Raw genomic sequence first — 20,648 nt, 5'->3', positions numbered from 1 at the left:
GGTTTTTTACCCTTTCCACGGCTGGCTTTCAAATGATATGTAGTTATTCTCATCAACATCACAAAGATAAATATACGCCCATGCTTTAATTTTCCTGCTGTCATCTAATATAACTTCAATCTCTTTTCTTTTGTAAAGCTTACCCTCATCCTCAAATTCATCTATTTTATTTAAGGTGCTTGGGTCAATTTGGTAAACCTCACCCAGCACCTTTGAGTTTTCTTTTGGTACTATCGCTGGGTACCAGCTTACCTTGTAAAGCCCAAAGCCTTCTAAAATGGCTTTTCCTATAAATTTACAGCCTTTGAGCAAATAGTTGTGGCTGTTATGAGAAAGAAGGCTGCCATAGACAAAAAGGTACATTTGTAAATATCCCCCTTTTTAATTTTAAAATTTTGCCAGCGGCTTTTCTCTGTGTTCAGGAATCATCCTGAGCAATCTCACAGGAATCTTCATTGCAAAGACAGTACTTTAGTTTATATCCAAAATAGTTGTACTTATCAGCCCAGTCGCACATCATATCTAAGATAGGTAGTACTTCTTTTCCTTTTTCGGTTATTGTATACTCAACCTTAATAGGTACTTCAGGATAGACCTTTCTCTCAACAAGTCCATGCTCTTCAAGCTCACGAAGTTGTTTTGTCAAAATTCTGTGAGTAATATCAGGGATTAAGTGTTGCAGCTGAGCAAATCTTAGTGTTCCATATTCACCTAAATACCACAAAATAAGTGGTTTCCATTTTCCACCTATTACTTCAAATGCTACTTCTATTTCGCATGTTGCTTCTTTGACTTTCTGCTTTTGAGCCATATCAAAAACACCTTCCTTTAGTATCATCTATGATACTTTATATCCAAAAAGTGCACTCTTGTAAACGTTGACAAGAATATTATACTAAACTTAAAAGGAATTTTGGCTCTGAGTTTTGAAATTATATTTTGGAGGGATAAAAACCATGGAAAATTTAGTGTTTAACTACTTTATGCCGACAAAAATTCTCTTTGGTCCAGGAAGTTTAAACAGGCTCAGAGACGAGAATTTGCCTGGCAAAAAGGCTTTGATTGTCATATCAGCAGGTACCTCTATGAAAAAGTATGGATACTTGGACAGGTTAATTTCTATCTTAAAAGAAAAAGGAATAGACTATGTTGTATTTGACAAGATTTTGCCAAATCCAATTAAAAAACATGTTATGGAAGGGGCAAGATTAGCAAAAGAAGAAGGCTGTGATTTTGTGATTGGTCTTGGTGGTGGAAGCAGTATAGATTCTGCAAAAAGCATTGCTCTTATGGCAAAACACGAGGGTGATTACTGGGACTATATTGTCGGTGGGACAGGCAAAGGAAAAGTACCGACAAACGGTGCACTTCCAATTGTTGCAATAACCACAACAGCTGGAACTGGAACAGAGGCTGACCCTTGGACTGTTATAACAAATGAAGAGACAAATGAGAAGATAGGTTATGGTAACCAGTACACATTCCCAACTTTGTCGGTTGTAGACCCAGAGCTTATGTTAAGTGTGCCACCGCATCTTACTGCTTACCAAGGGTTTGATGCTTTCTTCCATGCGGTTGAAGGGTATATTGCAAAGATTGCAACTCCAGTAAGTGATATGTTTGCACTCAAAAGTGTTGAGCTTATAGCAAAATACTTGCCGCTTTGCGTAAAAGATGGGACAAATATAGAGGCAAGAACATATGTTGCACTTGCAAACACGTTGGCAGGATTTGTTGAGTCGACTTCCAGCTGTACATCAGAGCACTCAATGGAACATGCGCTTTCTGCTTTTCATCCAGATTTACCTCATGGTGCAGGGCTTATAATGCTATCTGAAGCATACCATACATTCTTTGCCTCAAAAGTGCCTCAAAGGTATATCCAGCTTGCAAGAGCAATGGGCATCGATGTTGACGGCTTGCCAGAGGATGAAAGACCATTTGCATTTGTCAAGGCAATGAAAAAGCTTCAGGAAGAGTGCGGTGTTGGGAATTTGAAGATGTCTGACTATGGAATTAAAGAGGATGAAATTGAAAAGCTTGCTGACAACGCAGTAAAAACAATGGGCGGACTTTTTGAGGTTGACCCGTATAAGCTTTCTTTTGAAAAGACAGTAGAAATTATGAGAAAGGCGTATAAATAAATTAAATAAATGTTTACAATAATTATAAATCGAATCCAAAAAATACAAAAGGAGCTATTCGGCAACAAATCTGAATAGCTCCTTTTATTCTAAAGTCTATTAATGAAGAATAAAAAAACATCATTGTTTGCTCGATATGATATTAGAACACAGTAACAAAAAGTTATCCTCAATTCATGAGATTACTCCTTACTTTTTTTATTTGTTCAATTTCTAATCCTGTTACCTTAGCTATAAAATTATCATCTGCTCCTGCAAGTATCATATTTTTCACTATGTTCATAAGAGTTTCTTTTGAACCTTTTTCGATTCCCTGCTTTATTCCTTCTTCGATTCCTTCCTCATATCCTTTTTCTTTTCCTTTTTCTTCAGCTTGTTTATAGTATTCTTGAATCAGTTGTTGAACATTGAATATAAAATCACCCACATCATCCACCCCCTCTTCTTCTACTTTTTTTAAAAGATCATCAATCATATTTTTCATTTGATCTATTACCTGAGGTCGTACAATTCTCAACAGCCATGAACAAAATACCTTAAGCTGCTCCTGAGGTAGCCCCCTTATGTATTCAGATACTTCATTCAGCTTTTTCACAAATTCTTCTGCATATCGCTTCGACTTTTCTAAATACAGTATACTGCTCAAAAGGTCTAACCGGCCTTTGAGTTTTTCTTCATCAAGTTTATTTACGTCTACTAACCAGTAGTTGAATATATCATCCTTAAATATATCATACCCTCTTATTATATGTCGAGGAACACTCCAGTTCTTTTTACCATTATAAAGCACAATAGGAATTATCGGGGGTAAAAGTTCCTCCTTATTTTCTTCCATATGCCTTTTCCATATTAAATTCATATATTCAAATAGTCTTATTGGCATACTTTCATCTACTGTTGATTGAGCCTCGATCAAAACATAAAAATAGATATCTGTTTCCTCTAATTTTGCCTTATAAATGACATCTGCTTCCTTTTCTAAGAACTCGTCTTTAATAAAGCTCCTGTCTACAAACTCCAAACTCTCTGGATCTATTTTATCTACCCAGTCCCTGTCTAAATGATCTTTTAAAAAATTTAAAAATACATCCTTAAATTGTAAAACTCTTTTAAAAGTTAAGTCATACTGGTTGTGTGGAACTTTTTGTGTCATTATTTTACTCCCTATCTTTCCTTTTTTATATTAAAACTTCGTTGTCGAAAAATTTTTAATTATCTTGATTTTTAATTTAATTATACCATAAAACTTAATTGATTTCACAAAAAACAATTTCATTTTAAACAAGACTACAGCATGACAAAAAACAATAAAAAGACATAGCCAGCTTGCGCAAAGCAGTTGGCTATGTCATTTTTTTATTACTTAGTCTTCCTCTAATATCTTCCACAGAGGTTTGTTCTTTTTCTTCAAAACCACATCATCATCTTTCAGCTGCAACGGCATGACAGATACAACAATGTGTTTGTGTTTTAAAAGTTCTTTTTCTATAAACAGCCACGTATGATTGTGCAAAATCTTTTGCCACCAGCGCTGTACAGTAAATTTGGGTATGATGACTGTTATCATGTCCCCCTTTTGATAGTTGTACTCTTCTGACTTTATATACTCTAAAAGCGGTTCTAATATTTTTCTATAAGGTGAATACCTTATTACAAGCGGAATAGAGCAATTGAGCATTTTATACCTTTCTTGTAGCTTTTTTGCCTGCTCCTCATTTATTGATACATTGAAAGCAATTACATTGTCTGAGATTGTTTTTGCAAATCTAAGAGCACGGATGCTTGCCTTATTTAAACTTTCAATCGGTACAATAACTCTGTTTCTGTAGATGTTATGATCAACATCCAATAGTTCTTTGTCTGCAGGTGTTACTCTCAGCTGATCTGCGACGGCAATATAATGAAGCTTTACCTTTATCATTGCAAAGACAAGTAGAGGAATTAAAAGAACAACAATCCACGCACCTTCTTTGAATTTAGTTATTGCAATTATAATGACAACAACAAATGTTGTGAGTGCACCAAATCCGTTTATAAATGCTTTTATGTGCCAATGACTACCTTTGTTCTTAAGCCATCTTACAAACATGCCTGATTGAGATAGTGTGAATGATATAAAGACGCCGACTGCATAAAGACCAATGAGCGCTGTTACGTTACCATTAAATGCTACAATCAAAAGTGCAGATACCAGAGCAAGGATGATAATTCCATTTGAATAGCTAAGTTTATCACCTTTGAGGCTCAGCTGCCTTGGCACAAATTCTTCTTTTGCCATGACAGCAACAAGCATCGGAAAGCCAGAAAATGCAGTGTTTGCAGCAAAAACAAGGATTATAAAGGTTGTTGCAGCAACAACATAATACATAAAGCTTTTTCCAAATATTTCTTGTGCCATCAAAACAAGCATAGCACCTTCAGTAGGAACTATATGATAGTGTGTTGCCAAAAGTGTTGTTCCGCCAAACAGAACGAGAATTACTAACGACAATAAAAGCAAAACAGTTTTAGCATGTTTTGTTGCCGGGTCTTTAAAGTTTGGAACAGCATTTGATACAGCCTCAATTCCAGTTAAAGCTGTGCACCCGCTTGCAAATGCCTTTAGTAACAAAACTAAAGTAACAGGATGTGTTGGATAATTTATCTTTGGCTCTGGCGGAACATATCCCATCTTTAGCTTTATATATCCCCCTATAATTAAAGCCAAAATTGAAAACATAAAAGCATAAGCAGGTATACCAAATATTCTGGATGATTCTCTTATTCCTCGTAAATTTCCAATCATCAAAAATAGGACTAAAAAGAGACATAAAGCGATCTTATAAGGCTTTAAAAATTCAAGCGCGGTCACAATCTGGTCAACACCTGAGGAGATAGAAACTGCCACTGTCAAGATGTAGTCAACTGACAAAGATGCTCCCGCCACAATGCCTGCCAAAACGCCAAGGTTGTCCTTCGCGACAATGAAAGCACCGCCACCATTTGGATAGTTTTCAATAGTTTGTCTGTAAGAGAGCATTAAAATAAAAAGAAGTATTATGATTGCGGAAGTTACGACAGATATTTCTTTAAAAGCGAGAAATCCTATTGCAGGCAAAAGGACATACAAAATTTCTTGTCCAGCGTATGCAACAGACGATATAGCATCGCTTGACAAAATTGGCAATCCCCATAAAACACCATATTTTTCTGTCTTCTCTGCTTCATTTGGCAAAGGCTTTCCTATAAGGATTCTCTTTAGTTTTTCAAACAAGCCAAAACTCCCCCTCTGAGTAGTTGATTTAAGTAATTTTCACATGATTACAAAATTATATTCCCCTAAAAGTTTTAATTCAATTGTTATTTTGATGTTTTATAGATAGTAAAATATATAGGTTGTAGAGATTATGCACTAAAAATTGAGCTAACTGAAAAATAGCTCAAGTGGTTTATTTTTCTGAGACTTTTAAAATTTAAGCCAAAAAAAGGCAATAAAAATATGCACAAAATTAAGAACAAGGAATTGTAGGAAATTCATAAACTTTTAATTAATAGCCTTTGTTGAGAAAGGTTAATAGAGTATTGACAATCGACAAAGCTTCCACAATTACTACTTTTTCAACTTGAAAAAGTAAGAATAATGTCGGAAAATAAAGACGAAGGATAAAAATTAAATACTTAGGTGGTGAAAAAATATGACTGAAAATCCTTTTACAAATTATTTGAAATCCCCAGAGATAAAAGATGTCACTATCAAAGACCCATTCTGGGGAAGGTACGTAGATCTCGTTCGTGATGTAGTTGTACCATATCAGTGGGAAATTTTGAACGACTTAGTTGATATTCCTGTCAAGAGCCATGCAATAAAAAATTTCAAGATAGCAGCAGGGCTTGAAGATGGGGAATTTGAGGGATTTGTTTTTCAAGATAGCGATGTTGCAAAGTGGCTTGAAGCAGCATCATATGTTCTTGAAAAGTATCCAAATCCTGATTTGGAGAAAAAGGTTGATGAGGTCATTGATATAATTAAAAAGGCTCAGTGGGAAGATGGGTATTTGAATACATATTTTACCATCAAGGAAAAGGGCAAAAGATGGACAAATTTAGAAGAGTGCCATGAACTTTACACTGCAGGACATATGATTGAAGCTGGTGTTGCTCACTTTAAAGCAACTGGAAAGACTAAGCTTTTAGATATTGTTTGCAAGCTTGCAGACCATATCTATAGCGTGTTTGGAAAAGAAGAGGGTAAGATCAGAGGCTACGATGGACATCCCGAGATAGAGCTTGCTCTTGTAAAGCTATATGAGGTAACAAACAATAGTAAATACCTTGAACTTGCAAAGTTTTTTATTGATGAGAGAGGACAAGAACCATACTACTTTGATATAGAGTGGGAAAAAAGAGGCAAAAAAGAGCATTGGAAAGGCTTTAAAGGACTTGGAAGAGAGTATTTGCAAGCACATAAGCCTGTTCGAGAGCAAAGAGAAGCTGTGGGACATGCTGTCAGAGCAGTATACCTTTATTCTGGCATGGCCGATGTTGCTTATTATACAAAAGATAAAGAGCTCTATGAGGTATGTGAAGCTCTGTTTGATGATATAAGAAATAGAAAGATGTACATTACAGGTGCAATTGGTTCATCTGCGCATGGTGAGGCATTTACATTTGAATACGATTTGCCAAATGCTGCTGCGTATGCTGAGACTTGCGCATCTGTAGGGCTTGTATTTTTTGCCCATCGGATGAATAGAATAAAACCACACCGCAAGTATTACGATGTTGTAGAAAGAGCTCTTTATAACACTATAATAGGAGCTATGTCACAGGATGGTAAAAAGTATTTTTATGTTAACCCTCTTGAAGTATTTCCAAAAGAAGTAGAAAAAAGGTTTGACAGACACCATGTAAAACCAGAACGTCAACCTTGGTTTGGCTGTGCTTGCTGCCCACCAAATGTGGCAAGACTATTGGCTTCTATTGGTAAGTATATTTATTTGTACAATAACAATGAGATATATGTGAACTTGTATATTGGCAGTGAGTCTGAATTTTTAATTAATAATCAAAAAGTAAAAATCATACAAAATTCAAGTTATCCATTTAATGATGAGGTCAATTTTAAAATAATTACTAATGGAGAAATGTATTTTACTCTTAATTTGAGAATTCCAAGCTGGTGTGATAAGTTTGAAATCAAAATCAATGGAGAGCTTTTGACCGGTTTTAGCTTAAAAGATGGCTATGTTTCAATAACACGCGGCTGGAAATCAGATGATAGGATAGAGATTATACTTCCAACTCAGCTGAAAAGAGTATATTCAAATCCTCTTGTGAGAGAAAATATTGGCAAAGTTGCAATAGTAAAAGGTCCTGTTGTTTTTTGCATTGAAGAGGCAGACAATGGGGATAATCTTCATTTAGTTTCTGTTGATAGAAATAGCAGTTTGGAGCTCCAGTTTGATGAAAAATTACTAAATGGAATTTACGTAGTTTATGCACACGGTTACAAAATTAGGAGAGACAATTTTGAAGATCAACTTTATAAAACTGATTTTGAGGTCAGATATCAACCTACGAAGGTGAAATTTATTCCATATTTTGCATGGGGAAATAGAGGAAAAGGAGAAATGAGAGTGTGGGTGTATGAGAAATAGAGAATTAAATAGTTTTTTGTAAATAGAATGTGTGATAAAATATTGTGAAAAATGGAATGAGAAAAAGGAAGAGGTCTTAAGAATGCTAATTAATAAGGTTCTATTCTACCTTTTTTCCATTTCATTTACTGTAGGATTGTTAGACAAGATTATGGGAGATAAATTCAAACTTGCTTCAAAAGCCGAAGAAGGCTTTGTGATTATGGCAAAGGCAATATTTTCAATGACGGGAATACTTTATCTGTATCCATTTTTGAGCTTTATATTGATAAATCCTTCAAGATTTTTGGCAAGGCTATTTCAAAGCGATGGAGCAGTGTTGATATCCTGTATTTTACCTATAGATATGGGTGGGTATCATATTTCCAGTGAGGTTTCAAAAGATGAAACATCAAAATTGATAGGTGGTGTTTTATTGAGCTCTACTTTGGGGGCGAGTATAGGCTTTACATATCCTGTTGCATTTGGAATACTAAAGAAAGAATACAGAGATGAGTTTATTAGAGGCAGCCTTATAGGAATTATATGTATTCCCGCAGGTATTCTTTTGACATCTATTTTTTACGGGTTTGACGTTTTAAAAGTTTTCAGACTAATATTCTTTGTCATAGCAATTGTGATTATATTAGCTTTTGGAATTGCTAAAGAATGGTTCATTTTAATAAATTTGATGAAAATTTTGGGCAGGGCAATGAACATCTTGAATTTAATTGGTCTTATATTTTTAGGTTTTCACATTCTAACCGGCAGAGCAATTTTACCTTACAAAACTGCTTTAGATGAGAGCATAAAACTGCCTTTGAAAATGGCAATTTTAATAGCTGGAAGCTATGTATTTTTCTCAATTGTTTATAATGTGTTAATAAAATATTCTGGTTTTGTTAGAAAATACCTAACGTTAAATCAACAGGGGATAGAAGGAATGATGATGCTTTTGATAAATTGTGTTCCCACACTTTATCTTTATGAGAAGATGGATTCTAAGTCAAGAATTATAAATGCAGCATTGAGTATTACAACTGCTTCTGTTGTGGGCCCACAATTAGGATTCTTAGGTGCAGTTGCACCTTCATATATATCAATTTTCCTCTTTAATAAGCTTATAAGTGGTCTTCTTGCTATAGGGGGGACAGTTTTGTATCTGAGATATAAAAGCAAACAGCTATATAAAATATGAAAATCCCTAACTCCGTCGGAGTATAGGAATGCTTTTTCTTCTATTCACATTAACACCAACTGAAGGTCGGCTTTTATAATTATTCTTTTGTTTTTTTTCTGAATAATCTTCAAAATACTTTCCTTCTACAATCCTTACAAACTGCTGAAAAGAAATTTTATCTGAAATAGTGAACCTTGGAAGCTCGTATGGGCTACTGTTTGATGTTACGTACCCTTTTTTTGTTGTAAAAGCAAGCTTATAATTAAAGGATTTTAAAATCTCAATTATTACTTCATTATATCCGCCAAACGGATACGCAAAATAAGGTGATTGAACTACCATCTGACCATTTATAAAATCAAAGAGAATGTCAAGCATGCTGTACTGCAAAAGTGCAGGTTTGCCATTTATGATTTTATGCATATCATATGTGTGAGAGCCAAACTCAAACACATCAGAGTATTTTACCATGTCTTCTAAATTAAGGTATTCAAATTCATCAGGTCTATTTGACTTGTCTATAACAGTTTTTCCAATTACAAAAATACAAGCTTTAAAACCATATCTTTTTAAATTTGGGTATGCCAATGTGACATTGTTTTTGTATCCGTCATCCATTGTGATTACTACAGAATTTTTTGGTGGTGTATACTCGCCTTTTAAAAATCTATATAGCTCATCCATCGTCAATGTCTTAAAGTTTTTTCTATAAAGATAGTCCATTTGAATTTCAAAATTTTCAACAGAAGTGACTGTACTATGGTTGCATTTTACAGCTTCTTCTTTGTCTTTATAAAAATAATGATAAACCAGTACTGGTATTTTGGTTTCTTCTCGTTGAGCAGAAACGTAAATTGGAAACAATAATATTAAGGAAATTGCAACTATTGTTAATACTGCGATGAAATATTTTGTCTTTTGCATTTTAAAATTTCACCTTCTTTTGCAGCGAGTCTTTCACGCAAAAGACACAACATTATTTGATTATAAGGGTAGTTTGTGTGAATATAATTAAAAGAATGTTACAGAAATTTGGGAAGAGAGTTTATCGAAATACAGAAAAATAAAGGAGACTGCCGCATTTTGACAGCCTCCTTCGCAAATCTCATTTTTTCCAAATTTATATTTTTACTTTATTTTAATTGCTGAATCTTAGTTGCAAAGCCTTCCAAAAGTTTTAAGATGCTTGACAAGTCAGGTTGGACATTTTGTCGTTTTATCATGCTTTCATTTATTTGCAAAAACTTTACATCATTTCCAGTTATAATATTGGTTATCTCAATTCTTGAAGAAACACCACTGTTGTTTGCAGGCATGTTTTTAATTATAATCTTTACAATTTTATTTGTCTTTTGGTCTAAATAAAAGCTTACTTTGTAGTCATCCAATTTTAATAAGTTCACTGATGAAGTGATTGCACTTTCAATCTGTTTTGTAATTTGAGCTCCGCTAATTGAAGCAGGGTCTACATTTAAAGATTTTAAAGCTTGCTTTTCTTCATCTGTCAATGTTTTGAGATATAAATCTATCATTGGCGAAAGCTGGGTGAGGATTGTTTTTGTATTAGAAAGCAAAAGACTTTTTACTGCAGGTTCTAAAATTTTGCCAGGCAGAGTTGTTGTCAGCACATAGCAGTCAACGTTTTTGCCAAAAGCTAAAGTTTTTGTCCTATAAGCACCTTTTACAATAGAAGGTGTCTGTGAACTGAGATAGTTCAAAACTGTTTGATTGAACTTATTTAGGTTTTGAGAAAGTGGTATGTCTAACATATTAATTGAGAGCCACAAACTTGCAGGGATGCTGGTTTCTATATATTTATTGTCTTTTGTATCCAGTATATAAACCTTTTGACCATTTACATAAATTGTTGAAGTTGAATTTCCTTTTTTGGCTTGAACAAAGAATTTTTTGTTTTTCCTATCTGCAGATATTTTGTGGCTACTTGTATTATTTACCAGAACATTTACACCAAAGCCTATTGATTTTTGGCCGTTGGAGGTAGTGGTTATGTCACACGAAATTGGAAGGTCAGGATTCAAAAGCTTGGTAAGTTCAGTTTTAAAAGCTTTTTCTAAAGGATTTGATGAGGATTGTTGAGTTTGGGCTGCTGGTACAAAGGGCGCTGAAATGAAAAGGATAAAACTTATAATTGTAAATAAGGCAAATAATTTTTTGAAACTTTTCATTCTTTCTCACCTCCAGATTAAATCTTTCTCGGAATATTAACACTTTCTATATAAAATTATATCACTCTTTTTTAAAAAGTGACCATTCGTTTTGTTTTTTCGCTCTTTCAGTTCTTCTATCTTTTTCCTATAAAACAACTTTGTGTAAAAATAATTTGAGTGGAATGTATGCTTAAATTGTATATATACAACTTTTTTTATCCTCTCTCTTTTGTTCTTTTTGCATATATGCTACTATATTTTTAAAGAAACATGTATGCACAAGCAAAAGGGGAAAAGGGGGATTTTTATGGCAAAGTTTAGTATAGGAATTGATTTTGGGACACAGTCAGGAAGAGCAGTGCTTGTTAATGTTGAGACAGGTGAAGAGGTTGCAACAAGTGTGAAAGAGTACACTCATGGAGTCATGGACGAGAGCTTGCCAGATGGTACAAAACTTCCTCATGACTGGGCACTTCAACATCCACAGGATTATATAGAGGTTTTGGCAACAACCGTTCCAGATGTCTTGAAAAAAGCAGGTGTTTCCAAAGACGATGTGATTGGAATAGGAATTGACTTTACAGCCTGCACTATGCTTCCTATCAAAAAGGATGGGACACCGCTTTGTGAGCTTCCAAAGTTCAAATCAAATCCTCATGCCTATGTTAAGCTGTGGAAACACCATGCTGCTCAAAAGTATGCAAACAGGCTAAATAGAATAGCACAAGAGCGAGGAGAGAAGTTTTTGCAAAGATATGGGGGAAAGATTTCATCCGAATGGCTATTCCCCAAAATCATGCAGATTTTAGAAGAAGCACCAGAGGTTTATGAAGAGGCAGACAGATTCATTGAGGCTGCTGACTGGATTGTAATGAAAATGACAGGGGTTGAGAAGAGGAACTCATGCACAGCAGGATATAAAGCTATCTGGAGCAAGAGGGAAGGATATCCTTCAAAAGAGTTTTTCAAAGCACTTCATCCAAGACTTGAGAATGTTGTTGATGAAAAGCTATCCCGCGACATATATCCTATTGGCCAGAAAGCTGGTGAGCTCACACAAGAGATGGCAAAGCTAATGGGCTTAAATCCTGGAACAGCTGTTGCAATTGCAAATGTGGATGCGCATGTTTCAGTTCCTGCTGTTGGGATTACTGATATTGGTAAGATGCTGATGATAATCGGAACATCTACATGCCACATGCTTTTGTGGAATGAAGAGAAGATGGTCCCAGGCATCTGCGGGTATGTCGAAGATGGAATTTTACCTGGCTTTTATGGGTATGAGGCAGGTCAGAGCTGTGTTGGAGACCATTTTGAATGGTTTGTTGAAAACTGCGTGCCAGCGCATTACTTTGAAGAAGCAAAGCAAAAAGGATTAAATATCTACCAGCTTCTAAAAGAAAAAGCAAAAGCATTAAAACCTGGTCAAAGCGGTCTTTTGGCGCTTGACTGGTGGAATGGTAACAGGTCAATTCTGGTTGATGCAGACCTCACTGGTATGATGCTTGGCATGACCTTAACTACAAAGCCAGAGGAGATGTACAGGGCACTGATTGAGGCAACAGCGTACGGCACAAAGATAATAATTGACAACTTCAATGAACACGGCGTTGAGGTAAGAGAGCTTTATGCGTGTGGTGGCATTGCTGAAAAAGACGAGCTTTTGATGCAGATTTATGCTGATGTGACAGGACTTGAGATAAAGGTATCAGCATCACCTCAGACGCCAGCACTCGGCTCTGCAATGTTTGGTGCAGTTGCTGCAGGAAAAGAAAAAGGTGGTTATGACAGCATATTTGAGGCTGCAAAGAAGATGGCAAAGTTAAAAGACTATTCTTACAAGCCAAATCCAAAAAATCATGAGATTTACAAAAAGCTCTACAGAGAATACAGAATTCTTCACGACTACTTTGGCCGTGGAGCAAATGATGTGATGAAGAGGCTAAAAGAGATAAAAGAAGAAGTTTCGAGGATGTAAAGCTTTTAGGTTTTTTAACTTTTCAAACACAGGCTACCCATTTTTAAAAAGCTTTTCGGACTTTTTGAAGGGTAGCCTGCGAGTTAAATAATGGTATTGATTTAAAATTTTTTAAGTGGTATGATAAAAATAAACTTGTATGGACAAGATGATGATAAAATGAGCAAAACCAAATATGAGATTATAAAAGATTTTATTATTGAAGGAATTAACTCTGGCAAGTTCAAAGAGGGCGAGAAGATTTATTCAGAAAATATGCTTGCAAGAAAGTTCAAAGTTTCTCGTCACACGGTAAGAAGAGCTATAATGGAACTTGAGTTTGAAGGACTCCTTGTGTCTCAAAAGGGGAGAGGTACGTTTGTTGCAAAGAAAAGTGCTGACAGCTCTAAATGCATTGCTGTTCTGACAACATTTATATCAGACTACATCTTTCCCCTGATTATAAGAGGAATTGAAAAGGTGATAGCACATGAAGGGTACGGGCTTTTGCTATTTTCAACCGACAACAGCTACGAATTTGAAAGATATCACTTAGAGAGCATAATAAACAATCCAAACATAGACGCTGTCATAATAGAGCCGACAAAAAGTGCCTTGCCTTCTAAAAATCAAGACCTTTACAGAAAACTTATACAAAAAGAGATTCCTGTAATTTTCATCAACACTATTTTACAAGACATAGCACAAAACTACATAATAACCAAAGACCAGTCAGCAGTTTATAAGCTTACCCAGAGTCTTATAAAAAGTGGGTGCAAAAAGCTTCTTGGCATTTTCAAAGGAGACGATTTGCAGGGGATAAAAAGGTATAGTGGGTTTGAAAAGGCATGCAAGGAGGCACAGGCAGAGTTTGATGCAATCTTTTTTACAAGTGAGGAGTACAATTTTGTTCATAACAGAGCAGCTGAAATCATCTCAAGAGAAAGATTTGATGCTGCTGTTTGTTACAACGACAAGATTGCCCTTCCTCTTTGTGTAAAGCTAAAAGAAATGGGATTTAGAATTCCTCAAGATATATCGGTTACTGGATATGACAACTCACTTCTTTCTACACTGACAGAAATAAAACTCACAACAGTTGAACACCCAAAAGAAAAGCTTGGCGAGATGGCAGCAAAAGCAGCACTATCTATGATAAAGAAGAGCAGAACTGGTGTCAAGGAAGAGGTTGAATGTGAGATAATCTTCAGAAATTCAACAAAAGGAGGATTTTAAAAATGCTTGAAAGCTTAAAAGAACTTGTTTGCAAATACAATTTATATCTTCCAAAATATGGTCTTGTTACATGGACATCCGGAAATGTGTCAGCTCGCGACCCTGACACAAACCTTGTTGTTATAAAACCATCAGGTGTGATGTACGACGATTTGACACCTGATAAGATGGTAGTTGTTGACATGGACGGAAATATTGTTGAAGGGAATTTAAAACCTTCAACAGACACTCTCACACATCTTTATGTATACAAGCACATGCCACATATAAATGCAGTGGTGCACACACATTCTAACTATGCAACGGCGTTTGCAGCACTGGGCCAGCCAATAAAAGTGTATTTGACAGCAATTGCCGATGAGTTTGGCTGTGAGATTCCATGCGGACCGTATGCTCAGATTGGTGGTGAAGACATAGGCAAGGTAATAGTTGAGTATATAGGAGAAAGTCCGGCAATTCTTCTTCAAAACCATGGAGTATTTACAATAGGAAGGACTGTTGATGAGGCAGTAAAAGCGGCTGTTATGGTAGAAGATGTTGCAAAAACAGTGTTTATTGCAAAGATGATGGGCGAGCCTATCGAGATTCCACCTGAAGAGGTAAAAAGAGCTCATGAGAGATACGTGACAAAATATGGACAAAAATGAGCATATTTTTAAATCAAACCCCCAGCACAAAAAGGTTTTATTATACAAAGCACAAGGCTGCCGTTAATTTGGCAGCCTTGCTTTATTTTATATTCCAAATACCTCTTTTACAACCTCTTTTAACTCTTCATCACTTATTGATGTATTTCTTCCATTTTCATATTGACCATCTACCCATTCTTTGACCTTCTGAACCCTTGGGTCTTTTTTGTCAACCTGAATGTCAATACCGCTGTCTTTAAAATACCTGTTTATCCAGATTACAATTCCTGCAATACCTGAGTATGCATCTATAATAACCTTTGGTGGTCTTCCCAAGATTTTACCTGTATCAAATATATTGTAGATTTCCTCATCCTTCATGAGCCCGTCTGCATGAATTCCAGCCCGTGTTGCGTTAAAGTTGTCACCAACAAAAGGCGTCATTGGCGGAATTTCATAGCCTATTTCTTTTTTGAAATAGTCGGCAATCTCAGATATCACAGCAACATTCATACCATCTGCACTGCCTCTTATCTGAATATATTCCATCACCATTGCCTCTAATGGTGTGTTGCCGGTTCGCTCACCTATTCCCAAAAGAGATGTGTTTACCATTGAGGCACCATAAAGCCATGCCATTGTTGAGTTTATGACTGCCTTGTAAAAATCGTTATGGCCATGCCATTCAAGCCACTCAGATGGCACCTCACCATAGTTTACAATCCCATAGATTATTTGAGGCACGCTTCTTGGAAGAGCCACCCCCGGTATTGGTGAGCCAAGCCCCAGCGTGTCACAGGCTCTGATTTTCACAGGCATATTTGCCTCTTTTGAAAGCTTCATAAGCTCATTTATAAACGGCAGGACAAACCCGTAAAAGTCTGCGCGTGTGATGTCTTCAAAATGGCAGCGTGGTATAATTCCTGCCTCTAAAGCTGCTGACACAATCTCTAAGTACTGTTTCATTGCCTGGCTTCGTGTCATCTTGAGCTTCTTAAAAATGTGATAGTCCGAGCATGAAACCAGAATTCCTGTTTCCTTGATACCAAGGCTCTTTACAATCTCAAAATCCTCTTTTTTTGCGCGAATCCAAGCAGTGACTTTTGGGGAATCATAACCCTTTTCCAAACACTTTAAAACTGCTTCCTTGTCCTGCTTTGAGTACACAAAAAACTCTGTGTGAAGAATAACGCCACTTCCATTGTCAAGCTCATGCAAGTAGTCATAAATCCTACAGATTTGCTCAACAGTGTAGGGTGAGCGTGACTGTTGACCGTCTCTGAATGTTGTGTCTGTGATGTAAAGCCGCTCAGGAACATTCATTGGCACAATTCTGTGGTTGAAAACAAGCCTTGGTACTTCATTGTAAGGATAGATGTTCCTGAAAAGATTTGGCTCTTCAACATCCCTGAACTGATACTCAATCTCAAGAATGTGAGTTTTTGGATTAAATTTAACATTCATAAAAACAAACCTCCCTTTCAAAGCTTCGGGGGTTAGCTGACGGGTTCGGGCAGAAAGGGATATTTGCCCTACAAGGCAAGATGCCTTGATTCACCCCGAAAAAGTGGGTCCCCCCTATCCTGTGCTTTTTACACAGGAATTCAGCTTTGTTATAAGTATTATGATACCATTATGATACCAAAGAAAAAGATAATAAACAAGAGATTTAGAATTAATATCGAAACAAAATTTTTAAAATTACTAAGGTAGTATGATATATTAATATATTCATGGAAAAAAGGAAAATAACTGTTGATTTCTTTTATTTTAAATGTTACTATTACAATATAAAGGTACAAAAATAATAAAATACTTGTTCATTAAAAAGGTGGGAAAAATAAAATGAAAAAATTTTATATAGTTATATTAGCGATATTGATTTTGGTGTTTGTGTTTATTACTATTACAAAAGAAAGTTTTTCGATTGCGCTTTGGAGAGCAGGATTCAGTTCTTCTAATATCCAAACATTGGCGAGAAGTTTTGATGATAATGGGAATGAAATTAAAGTCATAAAAACAAGTTCAAAAAAACATGATATTGTTCTTGTTTATTTAGTTAAAAACAAATTTGGGTTTTGGAAGGTTGGATATTTTACAACATCTTCTTCTAATAAATTAGCAGTTATTGGATGGATGAAATGGAGTGCTATTAGAAGGTTTAAGTTGGATGAGGATCCTCTTTTTGAAGCTGAAAATCACAGAATTTATTATGGCAACAATGCCATAAAGCGTATAGAGTTTTTCCCTGGTCAAATTCCTGAAAACGTTGCAGTAAGTATTTGGCAAACTGGTAAAGAATATTACATTCATCTCGTTTGTTTCGAAACAGGTAAGGATAGTCCATTGAATAGTATTGATATATATTCTCTATTACTGAAAAATAAATGTATAGCAAATTTGAGATAATAGAAAATATTATATGAAAGGGGCTCTCCACCTATTTTTTGGACAGCCCCTAAATTTATTGCGCAATTTAAACTTTGATCAGCTCATACTCCAAACTTCCAAGCCCAATCTCTTGAGCATGCTTTAGTGCAACTCTCCAGTCTGTGTCAGGATGAACGCTCTTGAACCTGTCAATCTTGCCGTCAACCTCAATGTGTTTTGCTGTTTCAAACACAGACCCAGCTGGTGTGAATGCAGAGCTATTTACAAGGTCAACACATGCCTTATCCAAAGCAACAGGGTCAAATGACGCAGCTATGCCGATGTCTGGTGCAATAGGAATATCATTGTGTGACCAGCAGTCACAGTCAGGTGATATGTTCATTATAAAGTTTACATGAAAATGAGGCTTGTCTTTGAGCACCGCATATGCATACTCAGCAATCTTTTCGCTTGCAATTGATGCAGCCTCATCCCACTTGACTGTTGCTGCGCCAAACTGACACACTGCAACGCACTGACCACATCCAACACATTTTTCATAGTCAATGACCGCTTTTTTCTTCTCACTCAAAGTTATAGCAAACTGCGCACAGCTTTTGACGCACATTCCGCAGCCAACACATTTTGATGTCTTTATAACCGGCTTTGAGGATGAATGCATAAAAAGCTTTCCACCACGCGAGCCAGAACCCATCCCGATATTTTTGATAGCACCACCAAACCCTGTCATCTCATGACCTTTAAAGTGGTTCATTGAGATTATAATATCAGCATCTGCAATGGCAGAGCCAATCTTTGCTTTTTGAGTATGTTTAAGGTTCACCTCAATCTCTCTGTACTCTGTTCCTTTGAGCCCATCTGCGATGATTACATGACAGCCAAGTACAAGCGGGTTAAACCCATTTTCATACGCAGCTTCTAAGTGGTCCAGAGCATTGCTTCTTCTTCCCGTGTAAAGTGTGTTCGCATCTGTTACAAAAGGCTTGCCACCAAGGCTTTTAATGAGTTTTACAATCCTTGCGACATAGTTTGGTCTTATATACGCAAGGTTTCCTGGTTCTCCAAAGTGGACCTTGATAGCAACAAACTTGTTTTTAAAATCGATTGTTTCAATCCCTGCCTTTTTCACAAGATTTTCAAGCTTGTCGAGCATATTATACCCTGGTTTGGTTTTAAAGTCTGTGAAATAAACCTTTGATGCAGCCATGTTCTCTCTCCATCCCCCTTCAAAAACTTTCTGTGAGAAAAATTATAATCCTTTTTTTTGATTTGTGAATAGCTCATTTTTACACAAAACTACAAATATTTTAAAACGTTTGATATCAAGCTTCTTGCATTAATAATACAATAGCTGAAATGAAGTTTACAAGAGTGCACTTTTTTGATATAAAGTATCATATATGATACTCTTAGAGTGGGGTAAAAATGGTGTTGATTATTGACAACTTTGACTCGTTTACATATAATCTATACAATTATTTTCTAAGATTAGGTGAAAAGACAATTGTAAAAAACAGAGATGAGATTGATATTGGATATATCTATAGCTTAAACCCTACATATATAGTTTTGTCTCCCGGACCGGGAAGACCTGACGATGACAGAATTCTATTCGAAATAATAGATAACTTTAAAGAAAACAAAAAGATTCTTGGGGTGTGTTTGGGTCATCAGGCAATAGGGATGTACTTTGGTGCAAGGCTTACAAAGGCAAAAAGACCTATGCATGGGATTGTAGATACAATAGATCACGATGGAAAAGGAATTTTTAAAGGATTGAAAAATCCTTTAAATGTCACAAGATATCATTCGCTTATATTGGAAAGAAGTAGCATAGACAATACAGATCTTGTAATCACTGCAAAGACGAAAGACAGTGAGGTTATGGGTATAAGGCATAAGTTTTACAAAATTGAAGGTGTTCAGTTTCATCCAGAGTCAATTGCAACTGAACAGGGTCTTTTGATGATAAAAAACTTTTTAAGAGGGTGAAAATTTCTTGAGCATACCGATAATAAGTAATGTTGCTGAGCCATTTTGTGTATTTTTTAATCTAAAAGAGGATTTTTCTATTCTTCTTGAGAGCAATCTCTATAACAAAAGCTATGGAAGATATTCGTTTTTATTTTTAAGACCAAAAGAGGTTTTTATATGCCATGACCATGATGATAGCTTTGAATATTTAGAAAAGCTTTCAAAAGAAGTTTCAAAGAGAAGAAAAGATTCAGATTTTATTTTCAATGGTGGGTTTGCAGGGTATTTTTCATACAACTTTGGTGTTGACTTATATAAAGTTGAAAGAAAAAGAGACTTTTCTTGTGTGTATAAAGCCTTTTTTGGATATTATGAGGATTTTATAGTCTTTGACCATCTTTGCAAAGAGATTTATATAAACCTTTCTTCGAAAAAAGACTTAGAAAAAGTAAAAGAGATTATCTGGGCACAAAAAGATTGTACACATTATAAGGATTTTGAAAAGCCGTTTGTCTTGTCTGTTTTGCCAAATTTTAAAAAAGAAGAATATAAAAAGTGTATAAAGAGGATTAAAGAATATATTTATGAAGGCGATGTGTATCAGGTTAACCTTTCACAGCGTTTTGTGTTCAAAGGGAAGTTTGACCCTGATTATTTATACTTTTGTTTGCGAAACAGAAACTTTGGTGCATACCATGCATACATAAAACTGCCAAATGCAAGCATAATTTCAACATCTCCTGAGCTTTTTTTGAGAAAAAGAGGCTCTGAGATTATAACAAAGCCTATTAAAGGTACAATCAGGCGAGGTGAAAGTGCAGATGAAGACAAGCTTTTAAAAGAAAAACTTTTTAATGATACAAAATGCCGATCAGAGCTTTTGATGATTGTAGATCTTGAAAGAAACGATTTTGCAAAAGTCTGCAGACCCCGGTCAATTGAGGTGCCAAAACTTTTTGAGGTAGAAAGCTACTCAAGTGTATTTCACTTAGTTTCAACAATAAAAGGTGAAATAAACTCTGGGGTCACGCTTTCTGACATAATTAAAGCTACATTTCCGGGTGGGTCTATCACAGGTGCACCAAAATTAAATGCGATAAAGATAATTGAAGAGCTTGAAAAAGACCCAAGAGGAGTTTACACTGGTTCTATTGGTTATATAGCAAATAATTTCAATATGGATTTTAACATTGCAATAAGAACTCTGGTTTTAGAAGGCGAAAGTAGCTATTTTAATGTCGGTGGCGGAATTGTGTGGGATTCTGATGAGGAAGAGGAGTACAAAGAGACTTTGTACAAGGGAAAACCATTTTTTGAGATATTAGGCTGCAGAGAGTTTATAGAAAATATTTGA

Annotated in this window: 17 protein-coding genes and 1 riboswitch; of the genes, 9 read left to right on the top strand and 8 right to left on the bottom strand. The window is 35.7% G+C overall.

Translation table 11 applies throughout. From position 1 onward, the window contains the following. Positions 1-6: 6 nt before the first annotated feature. Both PGC14_RS09580 and PGC14_RS09575 read right to left on the bottom strand, forming a co-directional pair. Positions 7-363 carry a gamma-glutamylcyclotransferase family protein gene (locus tag PGC14_RS09580; RefSeq protein WP_271628760.1) on the bottom strand — a complete coding sequence of 119 codons (357 nt, stop codon included), beginning with the start codon at positions 361-363 and terminating at the stop codon, positions 7-9. 55 nt (positions 364-418) lie between these two features. Continuing rightward, positions 419-811, bottom strand: coding sequence for a winged helix-turn-helix transcriptional regulator (locus tag PGC14_RS09575; protein ID WP_011916278.1), 393 nt, complete (start codon positions 809-811; stop codon positions 419-421). A 145-nt stretch (positions 812-956) separates the two neighbouring features. On the opposite strand from PGC14_RS09575, the gene PGC14_RS09570 reads away from it, so the two are divergent. Next, on the top strand, positions 957-2,144 hold the full coding sequence (locus tag PGC14_RS09570) for an iron-containing alcohol dehydrogenase (protein WP_271628759.1): 1,188 nt from the start codon (positions 957-959) through the stop codon (positions 2,142-2,144). Between the two features lie 169 nt (positions 2,145-2,313). On the opposite strand, the gene PGC14_RS09565 is transcribed toward PGC14_RS09570, so the two are convergent. Then, positions 2,314-3,297: an Rpn family recombination-promoting nuclease/putative transposase gene (locus tag PGC14_RS09565; RefSeq protein ID WP_271628758.1), complete on the bottom strand. Its 984-nt coding sequence runs from the start codon at positions 3,295-3,297 to the stop codon at positions 2,314-2,316. Positions 3,298-3,507: 210 nt separating this feature from the next. After that, positions 3,508-5,397, bottom strand: coding sequence for an APC family permease (locus tag PGC14_RS09560; protein WP_271628757.1), 1,890 nt, complete (start codon positions 5,395-5,397; stop codon positions 3,508-3,510). 421 nt (positions 5,398-5,818) lie between these two features. On the opposite strand from PGC14_RS09560, the gene PGC14_RS09555 reads away from it, so the two are divergent. After that, entirely contained in the window at positions 5,819-7,780 is a 1,962-nt protein-coding gene (locus PGC14_RS09555; protein ID WP_271628756.1) for a glycoside hydrolase family 127 protein, read from the top strand. Between the two features lie 82 nt (positions 7,781-7,862). Beyond that, a complete protein-coding gene (gene eutH, locus PGC14_RS09550) occupies positions 7,863-8,957 on the top strand; it encodes an ethanolamine utilization protein EutH (RefSeq protein WP_271628755.1) in 1,095 nt (364 codons plus the stop codon). A 6-nt stretch (positions 8,958-8,963) separates the two neighbouring features. Here eutH and PGC14_RS09545 read toward each other — a convergent pair whose 3' ends face one another. Beyond that, positions 8,964-9,863: a polysaccharide deacetylase family protein gene (locus tag PGC14_RS09545; RefSeq protein ID WP_271628754.1), complete on the bottom strand. Its 900-nt coding sequence runs from the start codon at positions 9,861-9,863 to the stop codon at positions 8,964-8,966. 209 nt (positions 9,864-10,072) lie between these two features. Next, positions 10,073-11,125: a DUF2092 domain-containing protein gene (locus PGC14_RS09540; RefSeq protein ID WP_271628753.1), complete on the bottom strand. Its 1,053-nt coding sequence runs from the start codon at positions 11,123-11,125 to the stop codon at positions 10,073-10,075. A 289-nt stretch (positions 11,126-11,414) separates the two neighbouring features. Between PGC14_RS09540 and PGC14_RS09535 the strand changes: the two genes are divergently transcribed. From PGC14_RS09535 to PGC14_RS09525, 3 genes are all read left to right on the top strand, one after another. Next, complete coding sequence (locus PGC14_RS09535; protein WP_011916287.1) at positions 11,415-13,085, top strand: ribulokinase; 1,671 nt, start codon at positions 11,415-11,417, stop codon at positions 13,083-13,085. A gap of 120 nt (positions 13,086-13,205) precedes the next feature. Next, on the top strand, positions 13,206-14,300 hold the full coding sequence (locus tag PGC14_RS09530) for a GntR family transcriptional regulator (protein WP_011916288.1): 1,095 nt from the start codon (positions 13,206-13,208) through the stop codon (positions 14,298-14,300). A gap of 2 nt (positions 14,301-14,302) precedes the next feature. Beyond that, positions 14,303-14,947 carry an L-ribulose-5-phosphate 4-epimerase gene (locus PGC14_RS09525; protein WP_011916289.1) on the top strand — a complete coding sequence of 215 codons (645 nt, stop codon included), beginning with the start codon at positions 14,303-14,305 and terminating at the stop codon, positions 14,945-14,947. An 87-nt stretch (positions 14,948-15,034) separates the two neighbouring features. Here PGC14_RS09525 and PGC14_RS09520 read toward each other — a convergent pair whose 3' ends face one another. Further along, on the bottom strand, positions 15,035-16,393 hold the full coding sequence (locus tag PGC14_RS09520; protein ID WP_271628752.1) for a 2-isopropylmalate synthase: 1,359 nt from the start codon (positions 16,391-16,393) through the stop codon (positions 15,035-15,037). A gap of 5 nt (positions 16,394-16,398) precedes the next feature. Further along, positions 16,399-16,549: riboswitch (cyclic di-AMP (ydaO/yuaA leader) on the bottom strand. Positions 16,550-16,774: 225 nt separating this feature from the next. On the opposite strand from PGC14_RS09520, the gene PGC14_RS09515 reads away from it, so the two are divergent. Next, positions 16,775-17,338: a hypothetical protein gene (locus tag PGC14_RS09515; protein ID WP_127352497.1), complete on the top strand. Its 564-nt coding sequence runs from the start codon at positions 16,775-16,777 to the stop codon at positions 17,336-17,338. Positions 17,339-17,405: 67 nt separating this feature from the next. On the opposite strand, the gene PGC14_RS09510 is transcribed toward PGC14_RS09515, so the two are convergent. After that, positions 17,406-18,527 carry a DUF362 domain-containing protein gene (locus PGC14_RS09510; protein ID WP_271628751.1) on the bottom strand — a complete coding sequence of 374 codons (1,122 nt, stop codon included), beginning with the start codon at positions 18,525-18,527 and terminating at the stop codon, positions 17,406-17,408. Positions 18,528-18,745: 218 nt separating this feature from the next. On the opposite strand from PGC14_RS09510, the gene PGC14_RS09505 reads away from it, so the two are divergent. Both PGC14_RS09505 and pabB read left to right on the top strand, forming a co-directional pair. Next, entirely contained in the window at positions 18,746-19,312 is a 567-nt protein-coding gene (locus PGC14_RS09505) for an anthranilate synthase component II (RefSeq protein ID WP_011916294.1), read from the top strand. A 7-nt stretch (positions 19,313-19,319) separates the two neighbouring features. Beyond that, positions 19,320-20,648 carry an aminodeoxychorismate synthase component I gene (pabB, locus tag PGC14_RS09500; RefSeq protein WP_011916295.1) on the top strand — a complete coding sequence of 443 codons (1,329 nt, stop codon included), beginning with the start codon at positions 19,320-19,322 and terminating at the stop codon, positions 20,646-20,648.

The sequence above is a fragment of the Caldicellulosiruptor sp. DIB 104C genome (genome assembly GCF_028198085.1).
GTDB lineage: Bacteria > Bacillota > Thermoanaerobacteria > Caldicellulosiruptorales > Caldicellulosiruptoraceae > Caldicellulosiruptor > Caldicellulosiruptor saccharolyticus.
Note: the sequence above shows the minus strand (reverse complement) of the source record. Positions and strands in the feature narration are given on the sequence as shown.

What these genes read in the sequence shown, in the direction of transcription:
- PGC14_RS09510 (WP_271628751.1), bottom strand. Translation starts at nt 18,527, where the DNA reads ATGGCTGCATCAAAGGTTTATTTCACAGACTTTAAAACCAAACCAGGG.
- PGC14_RS09555 (WP_271628756.1), top strand. Translation starts at nt 5,819, where the DNA reads ATGACTGAAAATCCTTTTACAAATTATTTGAAATCCCCAGAGATAAAA.
- PGC14_RS09535 (WP_011916287.1), top strand. Translation starts at nt 11,415, where the DNA reads ATGGCAAAGTTTAGTATAGGAATTGATTTTGGGACACAGTCAGGAAGA.
- PGC14_RS09520 (WP_271628752.1), bottom strand. Translation starts at nt 16,393, where the DNA reads ATGAATGTTAAATTTAATCCAAAAACTCACATTCTTGAGATTGAGTAT.
- PGC14_RS09575 (WP_011916278.1), bottom strand. Translation starts at nt 811, where the DNA reads ATGGCTCAAAAGCAGAAAGTCAAAGAAGCAACATGCGAAATAGAAGTA.
- PGC14_RS09530 (WP_011916288.1), top strand. Translation starts at nt 13,206, where the DNA reads ATGATAAAAATAAACTTGTATGGACAAGATGATGATAAAATGAGCAAA.
- PGC14_RS09565 (WP_271628758.1), bottom strand. Translation starts at nt 3,297, where the DNA reads ATGACACAAAAAGTTCCACACAACCAGTATGACTTAACTTTTAAAAGA.
- PGC14_RS09505 (WP_011916294.1), top strand. Translation starts at nt 18,746, where the DNA reads ATGGTGTTGATTATTGACAACTTTGACTCGTTTACATATAATCTATAC.
- PGC14_RS09515 (WP_127352497.1), top strand. Translation starts at nt 16,775, where the DNA reads ATGAAAAAATTTTATATAGTTATATTAGCGATATTGATTTTGGTGTTT.
- PGC14_RS09580 (WP_271628760.1), bottom strand. Translation starts at nt 363, where the DNA reads ATGTACCTTTTTGTCTATGGCAGCCTTCTTTCTCATAACAGCCACAAC.
- PGC14_RS09545 (WP_271628754.1), bottom strand. Translation starts at nt 9,863, where the DNA reads ATGCAAAAGACAAAATATTTCATCGCAGTATTAACAATAGTTGCAATT.
- eutH (WP_271628755.1), top strand. Translation starts at nt 7,863, where the DNA reads ATGCTAATTAATAAGGTTCTATTCTACCTTTTTTCCATTTCATTTACT.
- PGC14_RS09540 (WP_271628753.1), bottom strand. Translation starts at nt 11,125, where the DNA reads ATGAAAAGTTTCAAAAAATTATTTGCCTTATTTACAATTATAAGTTTT.
- PGC14_RS09570 (WP_271628759.1), top strand. Translation starts at nt 957, where the DNA reads ATGGAAAATTTAGTGTTTAACTACTTTATGCCGACAAAAATTCTCTTT.
- PGC14_RS09525 (WP_011916289.1), top strand. Translation starts at nt 14,303, where the DNA reads ATGCTTGAAAGCTTAAAAGAACTTGTTTGCAAATACAATTTATATCTT.